At 59.8% G+C, this 23,438-nt stretch carries 20 protein-coding genes, 1 tRNA gene and 1 other RNA gene; 15 read left to right on the top strand and 7 right to left on the bottom strand.

The features are described from left to right. Nucleotides 1-34: 34 nt before the first annotated feature. Nucleotides 35-685, bottom strand: coding sequence for a peptide-methionine (S)-S-oxide reductase MsrA (msrA, locus tag PVA19_RS02450; RefSeq protein WP_274101026.1), 651 nt, complete (start codon nucleotides 683-685; stop codon nucleotides 35-37). 64 nt (nucleotides 686-749) lie between these two features. Next, a complete protein-coding gene (locus tag PVA19_RS02445) occupies nucleotides 750-1,067 on the bottom strand; it encodes a hypothetical protein (protein ID WP_062427198.1) in 318 nt (105 codons plus the stop codon). A gap of 222 nt (nucleotides 1,068-1,289) precedes the next feature. Here PVA19_RS02445 and PVA19_RS02440 point away from each other — a divergent pair. From PVA19_RS02440 to PVA19_RS02430, 3 genes are all read left to right on the top strand, one after another. Next, nucleotides 1,290-1,379, top strand: a tRNA-Ser gene (locus tag PVA19_RS02440). Nucleotides 1,380-1,612: 233 nt separating this feature from the next. Continuing rightward, the gene (locus PVA19_RS02435) at nucleotides 1,613-2,899 is read left to right on the top strand and encodes an efflux RND transporter periplasmic adaptor subunit (RefSeq protein ID WP_274101025.1); all 1,287 of its coding nucleotides are present in this window, start codon (nucleotides 1,613-1,615) and stop codon (nucleotides 2,897-2,899) included. Next, nucleotides 2,896-6,027, top strand: a complete 3,132-nt coding sequence (locus tag PVA19_RS02430; RefSeq protein ID WP_112358176.1) for an efflux RND transporter permease subunit — start codon at nucleotides 2,896-2,898, stop codon at nucleotides 6,025-6,027. The genes PVA19_RS02435 and PVA19_RS02430 overlap by 4 nt, the downstream gene beginning before the upstream one ends. A 61-nt stretch (nucleotides 6,028-6,088) precedes the next feature. Here PVA19_RS02430 and PVA19_RS02425 read toward each other — a convergent pair whose 3' ends face one another. Then, nucleotides 6,089-6,673, bottom strand: a complete 585-nt coding sequence (locus PVA19_RS02425) for a c-type cytochrome (protein WP_274101024.1) — start codon at nucleotides 6,671-6,673, stop codon at nucleotides 6,089-6,091. Between the two features lie 150 nt (nucleotides 6,674-6,823). Between PVA19_RS02425 and PVA19_RS02420 the strand changes: the two genes are divergently transcribed. Then, nucleotides 6,824-7,579, top strand: a complete 756-nt coding sequence (locus PVA19_RS02420; RefSeq protein ID WP_113266371.1) for a 3-deoxy-manno-octulosonate cytidylyltransferase — start codon at nucleotides 6,824-6,826, stop codon at nucleotides 7,577-7,579. A 10-nt stretch (nucleotides 7,580-7,589) separates the two neighbouring features. Beyond that, entirely contained in the window at nucleotides 7,590-8,450 is an 861-nt protein-coding gene (locus tag PVA19_RS02415) for a prephenate dehydratase (RefSeq protein WP_062599145.1), read from the top strand. A gap of 96 nt (nucleotides 8,451-8,546) precedes the next feature. Here PVA19_RS02415 and nudC read toward each other — a convergent pair whose 3' ends face one another. Further along, the gene (gene nudC, locus PVA19_RS02410; RefSeq protein WP_113272923.1) at nucleotides 8,547-9,515 is read right to left on the bottom strand and encodes an NAD(+) diphosphatase; all 969 of its coding nucleotides are present in this window, start codon (nucleotides 9,513-9,515) and stop codon (nucleotides 8,547-8,549) included. Then, nucleotides 9,515-9,919, bottom strand: a complete 405-nt coding sequence (locus tag PVA19_RS02405) for an HIT domain-containing protein (protein ID WP_112358173.1) — start codon at nucleotides 9,917-9,919, stop codon at nucleotides 9,515-9,517. Before PVA19_RS02405 ends, nudC begins: the two co-directional genes overlap by 1 nt. A gap of 132 nt (nucleotides 9,920-10,051) precedes the next feature. Here PVA19_RS02405 and ffs point away from each other — a divergent pair. The 3 genes from ffs (at nucleotide 10,052) to PVA19_RS02390 (ending at nucleotide 12,500) form a co-directional block, all read left to right on the top strand. After that, nucleotides 10,052-10,148: signal recognition particle sRNA small type (gene ffs, locus PVA19_RS02400), an RNA gene on the top strand. A 78-nt stretch (nucleotides 10,149-10,226) separates the two neighbouring features. Next, on the top strand, nucleotides 10,227-12,101 hold the full coding sequence (locus tag PVA19_RS02395) for a DNA polymerase III subunit gamma/tau (protein WP_440598379.1): 1,875 nt from the start codon (nucleotides 10,227-10,229) through the stop codon (nucleotides 12,099-12,101). 75 nt (nucleotides 12,102-12,176) lie between these two features. After that, entirely contained in the window at nucleotides 12,177-12,500 is a 324-nt protein-coding gene (locus PVA19_RS02390) for a YbaB/EbfC family nucleoid-associated protein (RefSeq protein ID WP_274101022.1), read from the top strand. Between the two features lie 40 nt (nucleotides 12,501-12,540). Here the strand turns inward: PVA19_RS02390 and PVA19_RS02385 are convergent, their stop codons facing one another. Further along, nucleotides 12,541-13,152, bottom strand: a complete 612-nt coding sequence (locus PVA19_RS02385; protein WP_274101021.1) for an MOSC domain-containing protein — start codon at nucleotides 13,150-13,152, stop codon at nucleotides 12,541-12,543. 58 nt (nucleotides 13,153-13,210) lie between these two features. On the opposite strand from PVA19_RS02385, the gene recR reads away from it, so the two are divergent. Continuing rightward, the gene (gene recR / locus PVA19_RS02380) at nucleotides 13,211-13,816 is read left to right on the top strand and encodes a recombination mediator RecR (protein ID WP_062427187.1); all 606 of its coding nucleotides are present in this window, start codon (nucleotides 13,211-13,213) and stop codon (nucleotides 13,814-13,816) included. A gap of 26 nt (nucleotides 13,817-13,842) precedes the next feature. Then, nucleotides 13,843-15,108, top strand: coding sequence for a lytic murein transglycosylase (locus PVA19_RS02375; protein WP_274101020.1), 1,266 nt, complete (start codon nucleotides 13,843-13,845; stop codon nucleotides 15,106-15,108). A gap of 36 nt (nucleotides 15,109-15,144) precedes the next feature. Here the strand turns inward: PVA19_RS02375 and PVA19_RS02370 are convergent, their stop codons facing one another. Beyond that, complete coding sequence (locus PVA19_RS02370; protein WP_062427320.1) at nucleotides 15,145-16,773, bottom strand: MFS transporter; 1,629 nt, start codon at nucleotides 16,771-16,773, stop codon at nucleotides 15,145-15,147. A gap of 286 nt (nucleotides 16,774-17,059) precedes the next feature. Between PVA19_RS02370 and rimP the strand changes: the two genes are divergently transcribed. From rimP to rbfA, 5 genes are all read left to right on the top strand, one after another. Next, nucleotides 17,060-17,644, top strand: coding sequence for a ribosome maturation factor RimP (gene rimP, locus PVA19_RS02365; RefSeq protein ID WP_062443144.1), 585 nt, complete (start codon nucleotides 17,060-17,062; stop codon nucleotides 17,642-17,644). A gap of 62 nt (nucleotides 17,645-17,706) precedes the next feature. Next, nucleotides 17,707-19,311 carry a transcription termination factor NusA gene (gene nusA, locus PVA19_RS02360; RefSeq protein WP_062443141.1) on the top strand — a complete coding sequence of 535 codons (1,605 nt, stop codon included), beginning with the start codon at nucleotides 17,707-17,709 and terminating at the stop codon, nucleotides 19,309-19,311. After that, nucleotides 19,308-20,000 (top strand): RNA-binding protein, encoded by a 693-nt coding sequence (locus PVA19_RS02355; protein ID WP_062427182.1) that lies wholly within the window; start codon nucleotides 19,308-19,310, stop codon nucleotides 19,998-20,000. The genes nusA and PVA19_RS02355 overlap by 4 nt, the downstream gene beginning before the upstream one ends. Nucleotides 20,001-20,101: 101 nt before the next feature. After that, nucleotides 20,102-22,840, top strand: coding sequence for a translation initiation factor IF-2 (gene infB, locus PVA19_RS02350; protein ID WP_274101019.1), 2,739 nt, complete (start codon nucleotides 20,102-20,104; stop codon nucleotides 22,838-22,840). Nucleotides 22,841-23,021: 181 nt separating this feature from the next. Then, entirely contained in the window at nucleotides 23,022-23,438 is a 417-nt protein-coding gene (rbfA, locus tag PVA19_RS02345; RefSeq protein WP_274101018.1) for a 30S ribosome-binding factor RbfA, read from the top strand.

The following is a 23,438-nucleotide window of genomic DNA, read 5'->3' as shown; positions in this document are numbered from 1 at the left end:
TTTTAATCTCTTCCACCGGGCAGTTGCCATACAACTAGGCGATGTTGCAGGTCACGCCGGTTCCCCTCAATCCGCAATAGCCGCCCGGGTTCTTGGCGAGATATTGCTGATGGTAGTCCTCGGCATAATAGAAGATATCGAGCGGCTCGATCTCGGTGGTGATCTTCGGACGATGACCGGCCGTTTCCAGCGCTTGTTGGAAGGAATCGCGGGCGGCCTTGGCTTCGGCGAGTTGCGCATCATTGGTCGTATAGATTACCGAGCGATAGGTCGTGCCGACATCGTTCCCCTGACGCATGCCCTGGGTCGGATCATGTTCTTCAAAGAAGATCTTCAGGAGTTGAGCCAGCGTCACCTGTGACGGGTCATAGACCACCTTGACCACCTCGGCATGGCCGGTCAGCCCTGTCGTGGTTTCCTGGTAGTGCGGGTTACGGGTCATTCCACCGGAGTAGCCCACTGCGGTGACATAGACGCCGGGCGTCTTCCAGAACAGCCGTTCTGCACCCCAGAAGCAGCCCATTCCGAGATAGATCGTTTCAAACCCGTCGGGGTAGGGACCTTTCAGGCTTCTTCCATTGACGAAATGGTGTTCCGGCACGACCACCGCCTCATCCCGGCCGGGGATCGCGGTCTCTGCGGTCGGCATCACTGTCTTTTTTGAAAGGGTATCGAATCCAAACATTGCAGTCTCCCTGCGGCGATCGGCGCCGCGTTCCGCTCTCATGCAGTGTGGGATGCTGGTATCGTCAGGCCGCAAAACGACCGAGCGGTCTTGGCTTTCGGTAGCCTGCCATCCAGAAAAGCAGCGAAAGACCAAGAAGAACCGCGAAGGCAGGAACGGCATTCAGGCCGTTTTCGATCCAGCGCCACGCTTCCGGGTGAATATAGTGTGCCGTCACGCTTTCTGCCATGGCAAGCGAGGAAGGAAAAACTTCCGCCCAGCCTTCGCGAAAGCTCAAGAGATCGACGGAGGATGTGGAAACCGAGCGGATGGAATCGAAGACGCCAACGCCAATTGCGCACAGAAGAAGCAGAAAGCTAAGAAACCGGAACAAGGCTTTCATGGCAGGACTCCCCGGCGGCTTACTTAACAGGACAGTCGCCCAAGGCGACCTTCTCCTGGTTCTGGATAAAGTCCGAAGCAGCGCTTTGCAATCTCCTCATGAACAGCCTTTTCACAGACATTTAAAAAAACTGTCAGAATCGGGTTGATCGCCGCGAATTCATCGGTATATATCGCGCCGTTCCAGTGATTTGCATTTCCCAAACATGCAGATTGTAAAGAAGGACAGGTGGCCGAGTGGTTTAAGGCGCACGCCTGGAACGCGTGTGTGCGTGAAAGCGTACCGTGGGTTCGAATCCCACCCTGTCCGCCATTTTGCGCTTACAAATTCTCACGATATTTTTGAATTCACAAAGATCGAGCGCATTGCAAGTGACTCTTCTTGTAATTGCTTTGCGCACTCTTAATCCCTCCCAAAATTGAAACTTGTCCATGTTACCAAAACTTAAGGTGATTTTGGCGTGATAAGGATGTTTCCTGAGACTGGAAGGTCTCAACGATACGGTGGGCGTATCGCGGCTTTCTCCATCAAGTCGGACCCCCCGCATGAAAAAAATCTGGATACTCTTCAGCATACTGGTTGTCGTCGCTGTTGCGGCTTGGCCGTTTCGTGACGAGATCCCCTATATCAAATCGTTGCCTTTCGTCGCTTCGCAAGGGGCCGTGACGCACACGGCTTCTGCTGATGGAAAGGCCGGGGGAGATAAGGCCGCCGCCCAGGATGGCGGCGGTCACGACCGGGCGAAGGGCCAGGGCGGCGGGCGGCGCAATGGCGGTCCGCCTGCGGTTTCCACAGTCACGGTCGAAGAAGCGGCCTTGCCGATGGATGTGGAAGCGACCGGGTGGGCTGTTGCTGCGGATTCCACCAACATCGCCCCGCGTGAAGCGGGTACGGTCGCGTCTGTGGCCGCCACGAGTGGCCAGGAGGTCAAGGCGGGCGATCTCATCATCAAGATGGATGATCGCTTTGCGAGCGCTGCCGTTGCCAAGGACAAGGCCAACATCGCGTCCGATCAGGCCAGTCTGGCGCAGGCGCAGGCGGCATTCGATCGCGCGACCGCGCTTGCCAAACAGAGTGCTGAGTCCCAACAGGTGCTGGATCAGGCCCGCGCAGCCCGCGACATGGCCGCTGCCAAGATCGATGCCGACAAGGCAACATTGCAGTCCGACGAGGCAACCCTTCAGGACACCGAAATCCGCGCGCCCTATAATGGTCGCCTCGGCATCATCACCATTAGCCCTGGCGCCTATCTCAGCGCCGGTGTGACGATTGTCAGCATCACCCGTTACGATCCGATTTACATGCAGTTCAGGCTGCCCCAGCGCTATCTGGAGCAACTGCGTGAAGGGATGAAAAACGGCGCGACGGTCGATATCGACCCGGTGGCAACCGGCGGAACGGCGATCCAGGGAAAGCTTGCCTATTTCGACAACACCGTCGATCAGGCATCGGGTACGGTGCTGGTCAAGGCCGCGTTCAAGAACGACAAGGGCCTCGTCTGGCCCGGTCAGTCCGCCGATGTCGTCGTTCACTTCCAGTCGGATCAGAAGCAGATCGTTGTGCCGACAGTGGCGCTGAGGGCAGGACCGAACGGGCAATTCGTCTATACCGTGGATGACAGCCACCATGTTCACATGACGCCTGTCGATGTCATCCGCTCGAACGGCAATATGACGGCGATCGCCAGCGGCCTCTCTGCCGGACAACGCATCATCGTCGAAGGGCAGTCTGAACTGACGGATGGTCAGACGGTCGTCGATACGCCGGAAGCTGCGGCCGGTCAGCCAAACAAAGTTGCACAGAACGCGCCCGCCACGGAGATTGCCCAGTGATCGCACGTTTTTGCATCAATCGCCCCGTCGCGACAATCCTTCTTGCGATCGGGCTGACGCTCGCTGGCTTCGCCGGCTACAGGCTGCTGCCTGTGGCGGCGTTGCCAAAAGTGGACTTTCCCACCATCAACGTCTCTGCGTCACTCTCCGGTGCCTCGCCGGAGACCATGGCGACCTCGGTCACGACACCGCTCGTCAAGCAGTTCGAGACCATTCCCGGCATCAGTGAAATCAGCGCCACCAACACGCTCGGCAACACCTCCATCGTCATCCAGTTCGACCTGAACCGCGATATCGACGCAGCTGCAGCGGATGTGCAGGCGGCCATTTCGCGCGCGCAGCGACAGTTGCCGAGCAACATGACCACCGCGCCGAGCTACCGCAAAACCAACCCGGCGGACGCGCCGGTCCTGTTGCTGGCCGTCAACAGCAAGGAAATGCCGGCAAGCAAGGTGGACGATATTGCGGAGAACATCATCTCGCCGCTGCTTTCGACAATTTCAGGCGTGGCGCAGGTGAGTGTTTACGGCGCAAAAACCTATGCTGTCCGCGTGGGTCTCGAACCCTCCAAACTTCAGGCCCGCAATCTTGGCGTCGATACGGTCACGACAGCCATTGCACAGGCGAACAATCAGGTCCCGGTCGGCGCGCTGGAAAACAAGAGCCAGCGCCTGACGATCGATGCCGATACGCAAAGAACCAATGCAGAGGAGTTCAAGTCGCTGGTCGTCGCCACCGCAAACGGTGCGCCGATCCATCTGGGCGATGTCGCCAATGTCCAGGATGGCGTGGACAATCCGGATGCCGGCAGCTGGTTCGACGGCGAACCCGCCATCATTCTCGCCGTCCAGCGCCAGTCGGATGCCAATACGGTCGATGTGGTGAAAGCCATCCAGGACAAGTTGCCGGCGCTTCGCGAACAATTGCCGCCCTCGATCAACATCCATGTCATGAACGACACGTCCGTTGCCATCAAGGACGCCGTTTCGGATGTTCAGTTCACACTGTTCCTGACAATCGCGCTCGTTGTTCTGGTCATCTATCTGTTCACCGGACACCTGACCGCGACCATCATTCCGGGCCTTGCCGTTCCCCTGTCGCTGATTGCGGCCTTCGGCGCCATGTATGTCCTGGGATACAGCATCGACAACATCTCGCTTTTGGGGCTGACGCTCTCGGTCGGTCTCGTCGTGGATGATGCCATCGTCATGCTGGAGAATATTCTGCGCCTGCATGAAGAGGGGCTGCCCATGCGTGAGGCCGCACTCAAAGGTGCAGCGGAAGTCAGTTCCACCATTCTGTCCATGTCGATATCGCTCGTTGCCGTGTTCATCCCTATTCTTCTGATGGGTGGCGTGGTTGGCCGTCTGTTCAACGAATTCGGCATGGTGGTGACGCTCGCCATCCTGGCATCGGCGCTCGTGTCCCTGACGGTGACGCCGATGCTCGCTTCGCGCCTGTCGTCTCATTCCTCCAGACCGCCGGCGATCATTCGCTGGTTCGATGCCGGTTTCGACCGCACCCTTGGCGTTTACGACCGCGCCGTCGGATGGTGCCTGCGCCATCGCGGCTTTGTTCTTTTGTGCTTCCTGGGCTCGGTCGCAGCATCCGGCCTGTTGTTCTGGACCCTGCCATCCAGCTTCTTTCCGCAGGAAGACATTGGCCAGCTGTCGGTCTCGACCCGTGCGCGTGAGGACATTTCCTATACCGACATGAGTGACCTGCAGAACCAGGTGGCGGCAGCGATCCGCACCAATCCCGCCGTCCTGCATGTCACCTCCATCGTTGGCGGCGGTTCGCGCAGCCCGCTGAACAACGGCTCCATGTTCGTGCAGTTAAAGCCGAAAGCGGATCGAGAACCGCTCCAGCAGACACTGGCTGAGTTGACCAAGGCAACCGCGAAGATTCCCGGTATCAGAACCTACATCACGCCGCAGCAGAGCCTCCGCTTTGGCGGCCGCAGTTCGGCCTCGCAATATCAGCTCGTCGTACAGGGCCTGAGCGCCGATGCCACAAGCCTTTGGTCGGGCAAGCTGATGGACGAGATGCGCAAGGACCCGACATTCACGTCCGTCACATCTGACGCGCAGAATGGCGCAATTGCCGCAACCATCGTGATTAATTCCGAGAAGGCGGCAGCCTACGGCATTACCAACGATCAGCTGCGCAAGACGTTGGAAATGTCTTTTGGTGGCTATGACGCCGCCCAGATCCAATCGACGGGCAACAGCTATAATGTGATCGTCGAGTTCGATCGCTCCAAGCCCTGGACCGCAGACTCCCTGCGCGACATCAATATTCTTTCCACCAAGACCAACACGCTGGTACCGCTGTCCAACTTTGCCACGGTGGAGAGCAAGCCGGCGCCGGTCGCCATCAACCAGACGGGACAGCTGGTCTCGACCACCATCTCCTTCAATCTGCCGGATGGTGTCTCGCTGAGCCAGGCCATGCAGCGCATCGACCAGGTCAAGGCGCAGATCGGCCTTCCTAACGACGTCTTCACCACCTATGGCGGCACGGCAGCGATCTTCCAGCAGTCACAGGGCAATACCGGTCTGCTGATATTGGCCGCGGTGCTGACCATCTACGTGGTGCTGGGCGTTCTCTATGAAAGCTTCATCCATCCGCTCACCATTCTGTCGGGCCTGCCGGCGGCCGCCTTCGGCGCACTTCTGGCGCTTAAAATCATGGGTATGGACTTTTCCATCATCGCCCTGATCGGCCTTCTGATGCTGATCGGCATCGTCAAGAAGAATGCGATCATGATGATCGACGTGGCGGTGGACAATATGCGCAGCAAGGGAGAGGCGGCGGCGGTCGCCATCCACGAGGCCTGCGTCCGCCGTTTCCGCCCGATCATGATGACGACCTTCTGCGCGCTTCTTGGTGCATTGCCGATCGCGCTTGGCTCCGGTGCCAGTTCCGAACTTCGCCAGCCCTTGGGTGTCGCGGTGGTCGGCGGCCTGCTGGTGTCACAGGTCCTTACTCTCTTCATCACGCCGGTGATTTTCGTCGAGATGGAGCGTGCGGGCCAAGCTCTTGGCAGGCTGTTCTCCCGCCGTCACACGGTGGAACATGAGGCCAATAGCGAGACGGCCAGCAAGCCCAACAAGGCGGCCGCATGATTGCGCCGCTCCCGAAGGCACAAAAAAGCCCGGTCGCCCGGGCTTTTGAAATTCATGCTGGTTAGTTCGTCGGCATCGGTGCCGCAGGTGCATTTGGAGCCGGCAGCGGGGCCGGATTGTCGGACAGCGTGCGCAAATAGGCGATGAGATCGGCGCGCTCTGTTTCCTTCTTGATGCCTGCAAAGCCCATGGCCGTGCCAGGGACATGCTTCTTCGGTGCTTCGATGAAGTAGCTCAAGTGATCGTAGTCCCACTTCTCGGAGCTACCCTTGGAGAAATCCTTCATGCCAGCGGAATAGCTGAAGCCTGCGTGGCTGGCGATCGGGCGGTTGACCACGTCGAAGAGGTTAGGGCCGACTTTATTGGGGCCGCCCTTGTCCCCGGTGTGACAGCTCGTGCATTTCTTGAACACGGTTTCGCCCTTGGCGGCATCGGCAGTTGCAAGAAGCTTGGCAATCGGTGTTGCAGGCGCCTCGGCTGCGCCTCCGGCGGCCTCGCCTGCACCGGATGTCTCTGCAACGATCGTATAGCCTTCCTTTTCCGGGGCAGCGGAATGGAAAATTGCGTCCGAGGCTATTGATACCGTCATAAGGACGAAGATCGTGCCAAGAAACGCACCGACCGCCATATTAACCCGTGAATTCATTGATTTGCGCTCCCTCACAACCGTTTGCATGAAACGGGCATCTTGAAATTGCGTGAAAGCTATGGCTTTTGCACAGCCTGCGCAACTTGAATATGCTCTCCGCCCCCGTGACGTATTGCCACTTTTCCGGCGGAATTTGAAGGGTGTCGGATGAATAATCGAAATTTCGAAAAAGCTATCGTGCTTATTCCCGCACGAATGGCCTCGACCCGCCTTCCGGGCAAGCCTTTGGCCGACATTAACGGCAAGCCGATGATCGTTCAGGTTGCCTTGCGCGCCCGCGAAGCAGGCGCCGAACGCATCGTTGTCGCGGTGGATGACGAGCGCGTTTTCGACGCGGTCAGGTCGGCCGGTTTCGATGTCATCATGACCCGGAACGATCACCAATCCGGCTCCGACCGCATCTACGAAGCCTTGCAAAAGGCCGATCCGGAGGGCCGCGCCGAATTCGTCATCAATGTTCAAGGCGATCTTCCGACCATTGAGCCGGAAACGATTCGCGCCTCGCTGCTGCCGATGGACAATCCTGAGGTCGATATCGCCACCCTGACCGTGCCGATCACCGACGAGGATGAAAAGACCAATCCGAGCATCGTCAAGATCGTCGGCAGCCCGCTTTCGCAAACCCGTCTTCGTGCGCTCTATTTTACGCGCGCGACGGCGCCCTATGGCAACGGACCGCTCTACCATCATATTGGGCTCTACACCTATCGGCGTGCCGCGCTGGAGAAATTCGTGTCACTGAAGCCGTCCGTGCTTGAGCTGCGCGAGAGCCTCGAACAGTTGCGCGCACTGGAAGCCGGCATGCGGATCGATGCGGAGATCGTGCGCTCCATTCCACTCGGCGTCGACACCCAGCCGCAGCTTGAGACCGCCCGCAAGATCCTTGCCAACAGACAGAATTGAAGATCGTACCATGACCAGCAGCAATCGCATTGCCTTCCAGGGCGAATATGGCGCAAATTCCGACATGGCCTCTCGCGATGTCTTTCCGGATATGGACCCGCTGCCGTGCCCGACCTTCGAAGATGCGTTCAATGCGCTGGAAAATGGCGACGCCGATCTGGCGATGATCCCGATCGAAAACACACTGGCCGGACGCGTGGCAGATATTCATCACCTGCTTCCGGAATCGCGCCTGCACATCATCGGCGAATATTTCATGCCGATCCGCTTCCAGCTGATGGTGCTGCCCGGTGTGCAGAAGGATGAGATCAAGACGGTCCACAGCCATATCCACGCCCTCGGCCAGTGCCGCAAGATCATTCGCTCCAACGGCTGGAAGGCGGTTGTTGCAGGCGATACCGCCGGCGCTGCAAAGCTGGTGTCGGAAAAGGGCGATCGTAGCATGGCAGCTCTCGCGCCCCGCTTGGCCTCGTCGCTTTACGGACTGGATATTCTTGCTGAGAATGTCGAGGACTCCGAAAACAACGTCACCCGATTCGTCGTGTTGTCGCGCGATGAGCAATGGGTGAAGCGCACCACGCCACAGGACGTGATCGTCACCACCTTCGTCTTCAATGTCCGCAATATTCCGGCAGCGCTCTATAAGGCCATGGGTGGCTTTGCCACCAACGGCATCAATATGACGAAGCTCGAAAGCTACCAGATCGGCGGCAAGTTCGTCGCGACGCAGTTTTACGCCGATATCGAAGGCCATCCTGAGGACGAGCCGGTCCGGCATGCACTGGAAGAGCTGAAGTTCTTCTCCGAGAAGGTCCGCATTCTCGGTGTCTATAAGGGCCACGCCATGCGCGGCAATTTCAACACCGTCTAACAGTCGATCCAGGAATGCCGTTGGCCGCCTGCGAATGTCAAACCAGCGGCAATTCCTGAACAGACTACGATCCTCTTATGGTCGGGCGGAGAGCGCTTAAGCCGCGCCGTCCCACTCGATCCAGTCGCGCATCAGCCGATGGGCTATGGCACCTTTCGGTGGCGGTAACTGACCATTGGCCCCCGTCATCTGCAGAAGTTCCGCGACCTCCTCACGGGTAAACCAGCGGCAATCCTCCAGCTCCGCATCGTCACGTCTGATGTCGAAGGACAGCGCTTCAGCAAAGCAGCCGATCATCAGCGTGTGGGGCATCGGCCATGGCTGTGAGGCATGGTAGCGAACGCGCCCGACCTCAATGGCGGATTCTTCCCGCGTCTCGCGACGCACGGCGTTTTCGATCGTCTCGCCGGGCTCCACGAAGCCCGCGAGGCAGGAATACATGCCCGGCGGAAAATGCGCGCCGCGACCGAGCAGGCAAAGGTCCCGCTCCAGATCGATCGTCAGCATGATGACGACGGGATCGGTGCGCGGAAAGATCGTGTGGCCGCAGCCGGAACAGATGCGCTTATAGCCACCAATCCGAAGCTCCATCTGGTCGCCGCAGCGACCGCAGAATTTGTTGTCGGCGTTCCAGTTCACAAGGCTGACAGCTTGCGCCACTTCGCCCAACAGTTCCTCTCCGATCAACTGGTCGCGATAGAGCGTGCGCGCATCCGCTGCCTTATAGTGGCTGGCAAGCGCCTCTTCGGCAATCTTGACCGGAACGGCGACACGCGGTTCGCCATTTTCTCTGTAGCCCAGTAGAATCGCCTGATCGAAATCGGGATCGAGCTCCGCCAGTTCATAGGCGGCAAACAGAGGATCGAGGACCTGATCGTCATGCTTGAGGATCAGCTTGTTGCCGGCAAAGGCCAGAAGATGGGTGCCTTCCACCTTCAAGGCGTCGGCTACACAGGTCTCGTTGCGATTTTCGGCTAGGCGGTCAAGATCGTTTTGCGCAAAGGCCGTCAGAGCGGAGGGTTCGGGATGTGGCGAGGTCGTATCGAAAATGCGATTTGAAGTCATCAGAGTGCGCCAGCCAGTTTCTTTATGAAATCCTGTTTGTCGTGTTCGGCGTAAGGCACTGGGGTTCCCTGTCCCCAGATCGGCCCAGGCCAGCACGGATCGCCTTCGTTACGGGCAATGATATGCACATGGAGTTGGCGGACGATGTTGCCAAGCGCACCGACATTGATTTTCACGGCTCCCGTCAGATCCTTCAGCGCCGAAGCGACAAGGTTGGTCTCAAACGTCAGCACGGCCTGATCGAGTGGGGTGAGGTCGAACAATTCGCTGACATCGTTGCGTTGAGGGACCAGCACCACCCAGGGCCAGCGGCAATCGTTCTGCAGCCGCAACTGGCAAAGGCCAAGCGTGGTAATCAGGACGCTGTCGCGCGCCAGTCTTTCGTCCAGGTGGAATGGGCCCAAGGCATCCTCCCTAAAATGGTCCGCGGTCTTGCGCCGCAGTTCGCGCTTAATAACGAACTGTTTTCACAGAGATAGCAGTTTTTTTAAGGCCTGACTTGCATTTGCTTCTATTATTGCCGATATGTGGCGCCGGGAGGTTGGTGGTGGACGAGCCACTCGCCAACCGGGTCAGGTCCGGAAGGAAGCAGCCCTAACGAGCCAGGCACGGGTCGCCGTGCCAGCCTCCCACCCTTCTTTTTAAGACACGCTCTGCTTCGCCGGGCCAGTTGAGCCTGAAGCGGGCCCCACTTCGAAAACTGGCGAGGCGATGAGCGACACCGGAACCAATATGCCCCAGACAAAAGAGCAGGGTACAGGTTACCGGGTTTTGGCGCGCAAATACCGCCCCAAGGATTTCTCCGATCTGATGGTCGGGCAGGAGCCGATGGTTCGCACGCTGACCAATGCGTTCGAAACCGGCCGTATCGCCCAGGCCTATATGCTGACCGGTGTGCGCGGTGTCGGCAAGACCACCACCGCCCGTATTCTGGCGCGGGCTTTGAACTACAAGACGCCCGAAATCGACAAGCCCACCATCGATCTGCGCATCCCCGGCGAGCATTGCCAGGCGATCATGGAAGGTCGCCATGTCGACGTGATCGAGATGGACGCCGCCTCGCATACGGGTATCGACGATATTCGCGAGATCATCGAGCAGGTGCGTTATCGCCCGGTCTCGGCGCGCTACAAAGTCTACATCATCGACGAAGTGCACATGCTCTCGACGCAGGCGTTCAACGGCCTGTTGAAGACGCTCGAAGAGCCGCCGGAGCACGTGAAGTTCATCTTCGCCACCACCGAAATCCGCAAGGTTCCGATCACTGTTCTGTCGCGCTGCCAGCGTTTCGATCTTCGCCGCATCAGCGCCGCCGACCTTGTGGGACTGTTCACGGCGATCGCATCCAAGGAAGGTTTCGAGGCCGAGCCGCAGGCGCTGTCGATGATTGCGCGCGCAGCCGAAGGCTCGGCGCGTGACGGTCTCTCGCTGCTCGATCAGGCGATCGCCCATGGCAGCGGCCGCGTCGAGGCCGATGCGGTGCGTGGCATGCTGGGTCTTGCCGATCGCGCCCGCATCGTTGATCTCTTCCAGCACATCATCAAGGGCGATGTGGCATCCGCGCTCTCCGAATTCAACGCGCAGTATGAAGCGGGCGCAAGCCCCGTGGTCGTCCTGAACGATCTCGCCGATTTCACCCATCTCGTGACGCGCATGAAATATGTGCCGGATGCGGTAGAAGATCCGTCGCTTTCGGAGGTCGAGCGGGTTCGCGGTGCCGAATTTGCCGAAAGTGTCGCCGTCTCTACCCTTTCTCGTATCTGGCAGATGTTGCTGAAGGGTATTCCGGAAGCGGAGAATGCCTCGCGCCCTGCCGGTGCTGCCGAAATGGTATTGATCCGCCTATCGCATGCCGCCAATTTGCCGGCGCCGGAAGATGCGGCCCGCCGTCTGGAAGAGCTTTCAAACGGTGCTGGCGCCATGCCGAATGGCGGTCCCGCCGGTGGTGGCGGCAATGGTAATGGTGGCGGCGCGCGCGCCTATGGCACGACGCAAGCTGTCGCTTCGGCGCAGACATCGCCTCAGATGCAATCCGCACCCCAGCCGACCGCCATGCTGCGCGCCGTGCCTGACAGCCGCCCGCAGGACATGCAGGTTGCAGCGCCTCGTACCGAAGAGCGCCCTGAGCCCAGGGTGCCGGTCACATCGGTGCAGGACATCGCCGATCTGGCGCAGAAAAATCGCGATCCCGTCATGCGCGCCAAGGTTCGCAACTTCGTGCGTCTGGTTAAGATCGAGCCCGGCCGTCTCGACATGCGCCTTGGTGAAGGTGCTCCGGGCTCGCTTCCGGGCGAACTCGGCGTCAAGCTGAAGGAATGGACGGGCATCCACTGGATCGTCAGCCTCAGCAAGGACGAGGGCGAGCCGACGCTCGTGGAAGCGGAAGGCAATGCGCGTAATGCTCGCTTGGTCGACGCGCGGCAGGATCCGGATGTTGCGGCAATCCTCGCTCAGTTTCCCGGCGCGAAGATCACCGACGTTCGCATTCGCGCCCCCGTGCAGGAAGAGATCGAAGATACCGCGCCGCCTTCCGTGGCTGAATCCAGCGAAGGCGACATTCTTCCCGGCGACGATATCGAGTTTTGAACAAAGCGGCGAAGGCGACGATGCCGACCGCGTTCGCATCATCCGCCCCAACAACGAAAAACAGGAGTTTCAGCCATGCGTGACATTATGGGCATGATGGGCAAGGTCAAGGAAATGCAGGCCAAGATGGAGAAGGTGCAGGAAGAAATTGCCGCACTCGAAGTCCATGGCGCGTCCGGTGGTGGTCTCGTCACCGTGACCCTCAATGGCAAGGGCGAAATGCGCGCCTTGAAGATCGATCCGTCGCTCTTCAAGGAAGACGAAGTCGAAATCCTCGAAGACCTGATCGTCGCAGCCCACAAGGATGCCAAGGAAAAGGGCGAAGCCCAGGCACAGGAAAAGATGGCTGGCCTGACCGCTGGCCTGCCCATCCCGCCCGGCATGAAGTTCCCGTTCTAAAAAACCTGCGTCGGCCTTGGGCGACGCAAGCCAATAAGACTTAGGCGATCATCGCGCGAAAGCGGCTGGCAAGGGGCGTGTCGAGAAAAGCGGCACGCTCTTCCTGCGTCAGGCGGTTGGGCCGAAAACGCTGCAGGATGACCGGGATCGGAAGTTTCGTTCCGTTATAGGGTGTGAAGGTCACGCTCTCTCCGGCTTCTATCATGCCTGATTGGAGCACCCGGCAGTAAAATCCGGGATGACCGGCATTGCGAAAGCGCCGGGCAAATTGCGGGTCGCCAACGCGCGCTGTGAGCGTGGCGCAGGGTATGCGCGCGGCGGTGACTTCCAGCGTGACCTGTTGGAGCCCTAGCCGATCGCCGACGCAGAGCGTGGCGCTGTCGATGCCTTCGATCACCAGGTTCTCGCCGAAGAATCCGGGCTCGACGGCGTGGCCAAGATCATTTACCCAGAAGTCGAGATCGCCCGAACCCATGGCATAGATCGCCTGGTCCGGCCCGCCGTGATGCTTGCGGTTACAGACGGCATCACCGACGATCCCTTGCGCATCGACCATCACAGGCCCACTTAGCGCGTGCTTGAAGATGCCGGTCTTGGATGTCTTGCCGGGGAGCGTTTGCGCATCCGCGCGACAAATCGCCTGAATTTTCATGAGATGCCTTTCGCGCTTCGCGATTCCCGTTCAACGATTAATGCAGTAGAAACGCTCCATGGCAAAACGAGTCACCGGTCCTGAAATCGAAAAACTGATCCAGCTTCTGGCAAAGGTGCCGGGACTTGGCCCCCGCTCTGCGCGCCGCGCGGCGCTGCACCTCATCAAGAAGAAGGAGCAGTTGCTGGGTCCCCTTGGACATGCCATGGACGAAGCCTATCACAAGGTCAAGATCTGCTCCTGCTGCGGTAATGTCGATACGATCGATCCCTGCACGGTCTGCTCCGATGTGCAGCGCGACCAGGCGGTGATCATCGTGGTGGAAGACGTGTCCGATCTCTGGGCGCTGGAGCGGGCAGGGGCGATGAACACGGCATACCACGTGCTGGGCGGTACGCTCTCGCCGCTGGATGGTGTCGGCCCGGAAGATCTCAACATCAAGGGCCTGATCGACAGGGTCAGTGTCGGCGGCATTCGCGAGCTGATCATCGCCGTCAACGCCACTGTCGAGGGCCAGGCGACCGCACATTACATCACCGACCGTCTGACCGACCTTGGCGTCAAGATCACCCGCCTTGCCCACGGCGTGCCGGTTGGCGGCGAGCTGGACTATCTCGACGAAGGTACGTTGACCGCGGCGCTTCGCGCCCGCACGGCAATTTGAACTCACTTAAAGACTAAGGAGACCGAATGCGCGCTCACACCATCGGCCTTGCACTTGCCGCCGCTATTTCTCTTCTCTCATCTGGCACCGCCTCGGCGCAGGCTGTTCCGACGGGGGCTGCTGCCGCGAAATATGACGCGGAGTTCAATGCCTGGCTGAAGCGGGAAATCTGGCCGGAGGCGCGCAAAGCCGGCGTGTCGCAAAAAACGCTCGAGGCAGCGCTCACCGGCTTGTCGATCAATTGGAAGCTGCCGGATGTCCTGGTGCCTGGGCAGAAGCCGCCGAAGGAGCAGGCCCAGAGCCAGGCCGAGTTCTCTTCTCCCGGCGCATATTTTTCTGAAAAACGTCTGCAGGGTCTGGCAGCAACGGGTCGCTCGCTTGCTGCCACCCACGCGGCGACGCTTAAGCGCATCGAAGCCACCTATGGCGTCCCGGGCAACATCGTCGTTGCGATCTGGGGCCGCGAGTCCGGTTTCGGTCGCGCGAAGCTGCCAAATTCCGTCATCGATGTACTGGCCACCAAGGCCTATGCCTCGACTCGCAAAGAGATGTTTCGCGCCGAGCTGATCGACGCGCTGAAGATCGCCGAAAGCGGTGACGTGCCGCCCTCGCGGATGATGGGCTCATGGGCCGGAGCCCTCGGCCAACCGCAATTCATGCCGTCGAGCTATTTGAAATACGCCGTCGATTTCGATGGTGACGGCCATCGCGATATCTGGAATTCGGTACCGGACGCGTTGGCATCCATCGCCAACTATCTATCCAAACGCGGCTGGCAAAGAGATCGCGATTGGGGCTTTGAGGTTTCCATACCAGACAATGTTTCCTGCGCGCAGGAAGGCCCGGATCTGGCAAAGCCTGTGTCGCAATGGGCGAAGATGGGAATCACTCGCGTCTCTGGAAAAGGTTTTCCATCCAACGACTTGAGCGCTGACGGCATGATGCTGGTTCCCGCTGGTCGCCACGGCCCGGAATTCGTCGTGACGCCGAATTTCTACGTCATCAAGGAATATAACAACTCCGACCTCTACGCGCTTTTCATCGGCAATCTCGCCGACCGTATCGCTTATGCCGCAGGCCCGTTCCAGGCGGAGTGGGGCAATGTCGGCTCCATGCTGCGCTCCGACGTGCTCGCCATGCAGAAGGCGCTGGTCGCCAAAGGCTATGATGTCGGCAAGGCGGATGGGCTTGCAGGCTTCAAGACCCGCCGTTCATTGGGCGATTGGCAGGCCAAGAATGGTCTGAAGCCAACCTGCTTCCCTGATGCGTCGTTGAAATCAAAGCTAAGGTAAGCCCGGCATAGTGCTTGAGTAGTGCGGCCGATCCACTCAATGCGGATCGATATGGGCCTTGTGGAAAATATCGTCCTGCGGCGGGATGGCCTGCCGTTCGATCATCCGGTGGACGCGCGGGCGGGTCTTGCCCTTGTGCAGCGTCAGGATGCGATCCCAGCTTTCCGCATCGGCCTGGGTTCGCCGGTGGTTGTGGCGGACATATTCCACCCATGTCGGCACGTGATAGATTTCCGTCCAGACGTCCGGGTTTTCGAGGTCTCGCATCAGGCTCCAGTTACGTGCGCCATCCCGAATGCGGATGCGGCGGCGCTCGGCCATGATCGCCATGAACTCTGGTAGATCGGCATCGTCGATCTCGTAATCCACCATGATCGCGATCGGGCCGCTGCGCGGCTTCACATCCAGTCGCAGCGGCGGCTCGACGAAGCGGTTCAGCGGATCGAGGTTCAGCGAGGCGAAGGCCGGCATGGTGAGCTTGAAGCCGACGACGACGCCGAGCAGCATCAGCACGCAGGAACAGAGAAGCGAGAAGGTGAGCCCATGATCTTCCGCAAGCGAACCCCACAGCCAACTGCCGACGGCGATGCCGCCGAAGGTCAGTGTCTGGTAGAGCGAGAGTGCGCGACCCACCACCCAACGTGGGGTCGAAAGCTGCACGATCGTGTTGAAGAGGGACAGCGCCAGAACCCAGCTTGCCCCCGAGATCGTCAGGAAGATGCTGGTGATGATGGCGTTGGTGCTGATCGCCGTCACACCGGCACTCAGCGCAAAGCCGAGAAAGGCGACGCGGACGATCCATTCGCTGCTCAGCATTTCGCGCAGCCTCGCGCTGATCAGCGCGCCACCAATCGCGCCGACGCCGAAGGCACCGAGCATGATACCATAGGTCAACGGACCGCCTTCGACGAGATCGCGCGCCACCAGCGGCATCAGTGCGAGGATGGCACTCGCCGAAAGGCCGAAGAGAAAGCCGCGCACCAGCACCTTGCCGATATTAGGCGACATCGCCACATAACGCATGCCGGCGGAAATGGCGGCCAGGAGCTGCTCGCGCGGCAGCGTGGAATTGTTCTTAGGTGGCTGCCATTTGAACAGCGCATAGATCAGCGTGAAGTAGCTGAGCGCATTGACGAGGAAGGCTGCGGCAGCACCCGCCGCCGCAACGATCACGCCGCCAATGGCGGGGCCGACGCTGCGCGTGATGTTGAAGCCGACACTGTTGAGCGTCACCGCCGCGGGCAGGTCTTCCCGGGGGACCATCTCGCCAACCGACGCCTGCCAGGACGGGTTGTTCAGCGCCGTTCCGCAGCCGATCATGAAGGTGAAGAACAGGAGCAGCCAGGGCGTCAGCAGGTCGGCCCAGGCAAAGACCGTCAACATTATCGAGGCGATCAACATCAGGAACTGCGCCGAAAGCATGATCCGGCGCCGGTCGAAGCTGTCGGCAAGCGCACCGGAGATGAGCGAGAACAGCATGATCGGCAGCGAGGTGGAGGCCTGCACCAGCGCGATCATGTTTTCCGAGGTCGAAAGCGCGGTCATCATCCATGCGGCACCCACCGCCTGGATCAGTCCGCCGAAGTTGGACGCGATGCTGGCGAACCAGATGCGCTTGTAGGTCGGGTGCCGGAGTGGCGCGAGTGGCGATTGACGGTCGGGCACGAGCGATCCAATTGATTTCAACTGCTGTTCAGGCAGAAAGTACTATAAAGGTCGGTGGTGGTGACACCACCCATTCAAACGCCGCAAAGGTAAAATTGTGGCGGAAAAAATCGAATATTCGGATTTGCGCCGCAAACCTTGCAATTCCGGCCCGAAGGGTTTATATCCGGTTTCAAATTCTTGATCGTCTGATGAAGAGTGGGGTCCCCAAGGCCCCGCTCTTTTTCGTTAGGCGGATTGTCAAACCGGAGCAGATGTTCCGCTTGAGGAAGACCGGAAGAGCATAATGGCAGCAGCCGAACCCAGACTGATAACCGAAACAGGCATCGACCAGCGGATCGCCGAAATCATCGAGCCGATTCTGACCGGAATGGGTTTCGTGCTTGTCAGGGTCCGGCTTTCCAGCCAGAATGGCTCGACATTGCAGATCATGGCCGAACGTGAAGACGGCACCATGACCGTGCAGGACTGCGAAGCCGTCTCGATGGCCATTTCGCCGGTTCTCGATGTGGAAGATCCCGTCGAAAAGGCGTATCATCTGGAAGTGTCCTCGCCCGGCATCGATCGTCCGATGGTTCGCAAGTCCGATTTCGTCCGCTGGCAGGGACATCTCGTCAAGGTCGAGACCTCGATCCTGGTGGACAACCGCAAGCGCTTTCGCGGCAAGATCGCGGAAGTCGATGCGGACAGCTTCAAGCTTGAACGCGACCAGATCGGTTATGGCGAAGAGCCGGTGGTGACGATCCCGTTCAACACGCTGTCGGATGCCAAGCTGGTTTTGACCGACGACCTTATTCGTGACGCGCTAAAGGCGGACAAGCAGGCCAAGGCCGCTGCTGCCAATCAGAACGAAGAAGCAGACGAAGATTGATTTTTTGAGGGGCCTTTCGGGGCCTTACCCCACGCAAACATGCGACTTACGGAGACAAAAAAATGGCAGTGAGTGCTAACCGGCTTGAGCTTCTGCAGATCGCCGATGCTGTGGCGCGCGAAAAGGTCATCGACCGCGAGATCGTGCTTGCCGCAATGGCCGATGCCATCCAGAAGGCCGCCCGTTCGCGTTACGGTTCCGAAACCAACATCCGCGCCGACATCAACTCCAAGACCGGCGAAATCCGCCTGCAGCGTCTTCTGGAAGTGGTCGAGAAGGCCGAAGATTATTCAACCCAGATCCCGCTGGAACTGGCGCGCGACCGCAACCCGGATGCCAAGCTCGGCGACTTCATTGCCGATCCGCTGCCGCCCATGGATTTCGGCCGTATCGCTGCCCAGTCCGCCAAGCAGGTCATCGTCCAGAAGGTGCGTGAAGCCGAGCGTGATCGTCAGTTCGACGAGTTCAAGGATCGCATCGGCGAAATCATCAACGGCACGGTCAAGCGCGTCGAATATGGCAACGTCATCGTCGATCTCGGCCGCGGCGAAGGCATCATCCGTCGTGACGAAATGATCCCGCGCGAAAACCTGCGCTACGGCGATCGCGTCCGCGCTTATGTCTATGACGTTCGTCGCGAACAGCGTGGCCCGCAGATTTTCCTGTCGCGTACCCATCCGCAGTTCATGGTCAAGCTCTTCACCATGGAAGTGCCGGAAATCTACGACGGCATCATCCAGATCAAGTCGGTTGCCCGTGACCCGGGTTCGCGCGCCAAGATCGCCGTGATTTCCAACGACAGCTCGATCGATCCGGTCGGTGCCTGCGTCGGTATGCGCGGTTCGCGCGTTCAGGCTGTCGTCGGCGAGCTTCAGGGCGAAAAGATCGACATCATTCCGTGGAGCCAGGAGCCTGCAAGCTTCATCGTCAACGCTTTGCAGCCTGCGGAAGTGGCCAAGGTCGTTCTGGATGAAGAGTCCGAGCGTATCGAAGTGGTCGTTCCCGACGAGCAGTTGTCGCTTGCGATTGGCCGCCGCGGTCAGAACGTTCGCCTCGCCTCGCAGCTGACCGGCTGGGACATCGACATCATGACGGAGCAGGAAGAGTCCGAGCGTCGTCAGAAGGAATTCAACGAGCGCACCAACCTCTTCATGGAAGCGCTCGACGTCGACGAAATGGTTGGCCAGGTTCTGGCATCGGAAGGCTTCGCCCAGGTCGAAGAACTGGCCTATGTCGAACTGGATGAAATCTCCTCGATCGACGGCTTCGACGAAGACACCGCCGTCGAAATCCAGACGCGCGCCAAGGAGTATCTCGACCGCGTCGAAGCGGAGATGGATGCCAAGCGCAAGGAACTCGGCGTTGCCGACGAACTACGCCAGATCGACGGCCTGACATCGCAGATGATGGTGGCTCTTGGCGAAGATGGCATCAAGACGATCGAGGATTTTGCCGGCTGTGCGGCCGACGACCTCGTCGGCTGGACCGAGCGCAAGGATGGCGAAACCAAGAAATTCGACGGCATCTTCTCCAAGCTCGACGTATCGCGCGTGGAAGCGGAGAACATGGTTCTGCAGGCCCGCCTTCTGGCTGGCTGGATCACCGAGGAAGAACTGGCTGCTGAACAGCAGGCTGCCGAGGAGGCGGATACCGCCGTTGAGGAATGATATCGCAGGCGCATGAACCCGATGCCGGCTCCGATGAGGATCTGGCAGAAGGCAACGTCAATGGACGGATGTGCATTGTAACACGACAGAGCGGATCGCCAGATGAGCTGATCCGCTTCGTCGCAGGCCCGGACGGCAGTGTCGTGCCGGACCTGAAACGCCAATTGCCGGGGCGCGGTTGCTGGGTAACAGCCGAACGCGCTCTGGTGGAAAAGGCGATCGCAAAGAAGCTCTTTGCGCGCGCCTTGAAAACGGACGTCAAGGCTGGGCCGGATCTCCTGGAGATGCTGGACCGGCTGATGACGCAGCAGGTAACGGGCATGATGACCATGGCGCGCAAGGCGGGCCAGTTCATCAGCGGCGCGATGAAGGTCGATGCGGCCGTCCGTTCGGGGCAGGCGCTGGCTGTCTTCCACGCCACCGACGCTGCCGCCGATGGCGTCCGCAAACTGGATCAGGCTCGCAAGGCCTGGGCACTCGGTACGGGTGCCGACGAAATACCGTCCTTCAAGCTCTTCACCGGGGCCGAAATGGACGAACTAATGGGCCAGAATGCTTTTATCCATGCCTGCGCGCTTGCAGGACAGGCGGGTGAAGGTGTAGTGAAGCGCGCAAAGATGCTCGAGCGATATCGCCATGGCGAAAAAGCTCCAGCGGACATTGGCGCTGCCCGGACGGAACGACAATGACGCGGTTATCGGACAACACCGGCCGCCGCGTTCGGATGCAGCTATTGAAAGACAGGGCCTGATGGTGTCATCCGGCTCTCGTCTGTAGGAACGGGAACGGAATGACCGATAACAACGACGACAAGACACTCAACGCACAGCCTAAAAAGACTCTTACCCTCAAGCCGGGCGGGTTGAACCAGGGTACCGTGCGTCAGGACATGGGTCGTGGTCGCACCAACGCAGTTGTCGTGGAGACACGCAAGCGTCGCCCCATGCGTCCTGAAGACGAGAAGCAAGCTGGTGCAGCAGCCGCCGCGGCACCGGTTGCCCAGCAGCCACGCGCAGCAGCACCGGCTGCCGCGCCAGCCCAGCCGCGCCCACAGCAGGCGCAGCCCGCACCTCGTGTACAGCAGAACCATAACCAGCAGCGTCCGCAGCCATCCGCTCAGCCACGCCAGCAGGATCGTCCGCGCGGCAACGTGCTGCACGATCTCTCGGCCGGTGAAATGGAAGCGCGCCGCCGCGCTTTGATGGAAGCCCAGGCGCGTGACGTTGTCGAAGCCAAGCAGCGCGCCGAAGACGAAGCCCGCCGCAAGGTGGAGGAAGAACGCCGCCTCGTCGCCGAGAAGGAAGAAGCCGTCCGTCGCGCCGCCGAAGAAGCGGCTGCTGCAAAGGCTGCTGAAAACGAAGCCCCTGCAAGAGCCGAACAGCCGGCAGCGCCGACAACGACGACCGCACAGCCAGTGCGCCGTGACGTTCGTCCGCAGTCCACGCGTCCGTCGCCCGTAGCAGCAGCACCCGCGCCAGCACCGGAAATGCCCGGTCGTGGTGTTCCGGGCGTTCGCCGCACCGAGAAGGATGATGAGGACGATCGTGGTGCACGCCGTACCGGCATGCCGATGCGCGGCAAGGCACCAGCGCCAGCGCCGGCAAAGCCTGCTGCCCGTTTGAAGACGGAAGAAGAGCGTCGCCGCGGCAAGCTCACGGTTACGTCGAACCTCGACGAAGAGGGTGCACAGCGCGGCCGTTCGCTGGCCTCCATGCGCCGTCGTCAGGAGAAGTTCCGTCGCAGCCAGATGCAGGAAACGCGCGAGAAGATTACCCGCGAAGTCATCCTGCCGGAAACCATCACCATCCAGGAACTGTCGCAGCGCATGTCCGAACGTGCGGTGGACGTCATCAAGTACCTGATGAAGGAAGGCCAGATGATGAAGCCGGGCGACGTCATCGACGCCGATCTGGCCGAACTGATTGCCGGCGAATTCGGCCACACCGTCAAGCGCGTGTCGGAATCGGATATTGAAGAAGGCATCTTCAACGTCGCTGACGTTGCTGGCGACATGGTTTCGCGTCCTCCGGTCGTGACCATCATGGGTCACGTCGACCACGGCAAGACCTCGCTGCTCGACGCCATCCGTCAGGCAAACGTGGTCGCTGGCGAAGCCGGTGGCATCACCCAGCATATCGGTGCCTATCAGGTTGAACAGAACGGCCAGAAGATCACCTTCATCGACACCCCCGGCCACGCCGCCTTCACGGCCATGCGTGCCCGCGGTGCGCAGGCAACCGACATCGCCATCCTGGTGGTTGCGGCTGATGACAGCGTGATGCCGCAGACGATTGAATCGATCAACCACGCCAAGGCGGCCGGCGTGCCGATCATCGTGGCGATCAACAAGATCGACAAGCATGAGGCCAATCCTGAAAAGGTTCGCCAGCAGCTGCTCCAGCACGAAGTCTTCGTGGAATCCATGGGCGGTGAAGTGCTCGACGTGGAAGTGTCGGCCAAGAAGAAGCTCGGTCTCGACAAGCTGCTCGAAGCCATCCTTCTTCAGTCCGAAATTCTCGACCTGAAGGCAGACCCGACCCGTACGGCCGAAGGCACGGTTATCGAAGCCGAGCTCGACCGTGGTCGCGGTGCAGTTGCAACCGTTCTCGTCCAGAAGGGTACGCTGAGGCCTGGCCAGATCATCGTTGCCGGTGATCAGTGGGGCCGTGTCCGTGCGCTCGTCAACGATAAGGGCGAACACGTCAAGGAAGCGGGTCCTGCCATGCCGGTCGAAATTCTCGGCCTGTCCGGCACGCCGTCTGCCGGTGACCGTTTTGCCGTCGTCGAAAGCGAAAGCCGCGCTCGCGAGATTTCCGAATATCGTCAGCGTCTTGCCCGTGACAAGGCCGTTGCTCGCCAGACAGGCCAGCGCGGTTCTCTCGAGCAGATGATGAGCCAGCTACAGACCTCCGGCATGAAGGAGTTCCCGCTGGTCATCAAGGCCGACGTGCAGGGCTCCGTCGAAGCGATCATCGCATCGCTCGACAAACTGGGTACCGACGAAGTCCGCGCACGCATCGTTCATTCGGGCGCTGGCGCGATCACGGAATCGGATGTCTCTCTGGCAGAAGCGTCCAACGCCGCGATCATCGGCTTCAACGTCCGTGCCAATGCCCAGGCCCGTACGGCGTCTGAGCGTGCAGGCATCGAGATCCGCTACTACAACATCATCTACGATCTGGTGGATGACGTGAAGGCAGCCATGTCCGGTCTTCTGTCGCCGGAGCGTCGCGAGACCTTCCTCGGCAATGCCGAAATCCTCGAAGTCTTCAACATCACCAAGGTCGGCAAGGTTGCCGGTTGCCGTGTCGTCGAAGGCAAGGTGGAACGTGGTGCAGGCGTTCGTCTGGTTCGTGACAACGTCGTCATCCACGAAGGCAAGCTCAAGACGCTCAAGCGCTTCAAGGACGAAGTCAGCGAAGTGCCGGTCGGTCAGGAGTGCGGTATGGCCTTCGAGAACTACGAAGACATTCGCGCTGGCGACACGATCGAGTGCTTCCGCGTGGAGCATATTACCAGAACGCTCTAAGCGCTCTGCCTGATTGTATGATTTTAAGAGCGAGCGCTGGCTAACCGGCGCTCGCTGAATTTTAGGATACTCCGACAAGAGGGTCCAATATGGCCTTCCGCCGAGAGTGCTGGAGTGAGAAATTGGGAAGCTGCAAAGCGGCCCGACGGTCTTCTTCCAATTTGCTGAGGCAAGAATAACAATGGCAAAAGCAACTTCATCAGCCCCTTCACAACGCATGCTGCGCGTCGGCGAGCAGGTTCGTGCGGCATTGATGCAAATCCTGCAGCGCGGCGAAGTGCGTGACGATCTTCTCGAAAAGACGGTCATTTCCATTTCGGAAGTGCGCATGTCTCCCGATCTCAAGATCGCGACCGCCTATGTAACACCACTTGGTGTTGCCGATCATACCGAGAGCATCGATGCCTTGAACCGGCATGCGAAGTTCATCCGCGGCAGGCTCGGACCGCATCTGCGCCAGATGAAATACGTTCCGGAAGTCCGCTTCCGCGATGACACCAGCTTCGACAATTATCAGAAGATCGACGCCCTGCTGCGCTCTCCCGAAGTGCAGCGCGATCTTGGATCTTCCAACGAAAAAGACGACGAACAGAACTGA

It is taken from the genome of Agrobacterium sp. CNPSo 3708 (assembly GCF_028674915.1).
GTDB classification, from domain to species: domain Bacteria; phylum Pseudomonadota; class Alphaproteobacteria; order Rhizobiales; family Rhizobiaceae; genus Agrobacterium; species Agrobacterium cavarae.
This window is presented reverse-complemented; position numbering and strand designations above follow the sequence as displayed.

Bases quoted from the DNA above. Each gene is read 5' to 3' on its own strand.
- PVA19_RS02385 (WP_274101021.1), bottom strand. From the start codon at position 13,152: ATGAAAATTCAGGCGATTTGTCGCGCGGATGCGCAAACGCTCCCCGGC.
- infB (WP_274101019.1), top strand. From the start codon at position 20,102: ATGACCGATAACAACGACGACAAGACACTCAACGCACAGCCTAAAAAG.
- PVA19_RS02355 (WP_062427182.1), top strand. From the start codon at position 19,308: ATGATATCGCAGGCGCATGAACCCGATGCCGGCTCCGATGAGGATCTG.
- PVA19_RS02420 (WP_113266371.1), top strand. From the start codon at position 6,824: ATGAATAATCGAAATTTCGAAAAAGCTATCGTGCTTATTCCCGCACGA.
- PVA19_RS02425 (WP_274101024.1), bottom strand. From the start codon at position 6,673: ATGAATTCACGGGTTAATATGGCGGTCGGTGCGTTTCTTGGCACGATC.
- PVA19_RS02415 (WP_062599145.1), top strand. From the start codon at position 7,590: ATGACCAGCAGCAATCGCATTGCCTTCCAGGGCGAATATGGCGCAAAT.
- rbfA (WP_274101018.1), top strand. From the start codon at position 23,022: ATGGCAAAAGCAACTTCATCAGCCCCTTCACAACGCATGCTGCGCGTC.
- PVA19_RS02445 (WP_062427198.1), bottom strand. From the start codon at position 1,067: ATGAAAGCCTTGTTCCGGTTTCTTAGCTTTCTGCTTCTTCTGTGCGCA.
- PVA19_RS02390 (WP_274101022.1), top strand. From the start codon at position 12,177: ATGCGTGACATTATGGGCATGATGGGCAAGGTCAAGGAAATGCAGGCC.
- nusA (WP_062443141.1), top strand. From the start codon at position 17,707: ATGGCAGTGAGTGCTAACCGGCTTGAGCTTCTGCAGATCGCCGATGCT.
- PVA19_RS02375 (WP_274101020.1), top strand. From the start codon at position 13,843: ATGCGCGCTCACACCATCGGCCTTGCACTTGCCGCCGCTATTTCTCTT.
- nudC (WP_113272923.1), bottom strand. From the start codon at position 9,515: ATGACTTCAAATCGCATTTTCGATACGACCTCGCCACATCCCGAACCC.
- recR (WP_062427187.1), top strand. From the start codon at position 13,211: ATGGCAAAACGAGTCACCGGTCCTGAAATCGAAAAACTGATCCAGCTT.
- PVA19_RS02435 (WP_274101025.1), top strand. From the start codon at position 1,613: ATGAAAAAAATCTGGATACTCTTCAGCATACTGGTTGTCGTCGCTGTT.
- msrA (WP_274101026.1), bottom strand. From the start codon at position 685: ATGTTTGGATTCGATACCCTTTCAAAAAAGACAGTGATGCCGACCGCA.
- PVA19_RS02395 (WP_440598379.1), top strand. From the start codon at position 10,227: ATGAGCGACACCGGAACCAATATGCCCCAGACAAAAGAGCAGGGTACA.
- rimP (WP_062443144.1), top strand. From the start codon at position 17,060: ATGGCAGCAGCCGAACCCAGACTGATAACCGAAACAGGCATCGACCAG.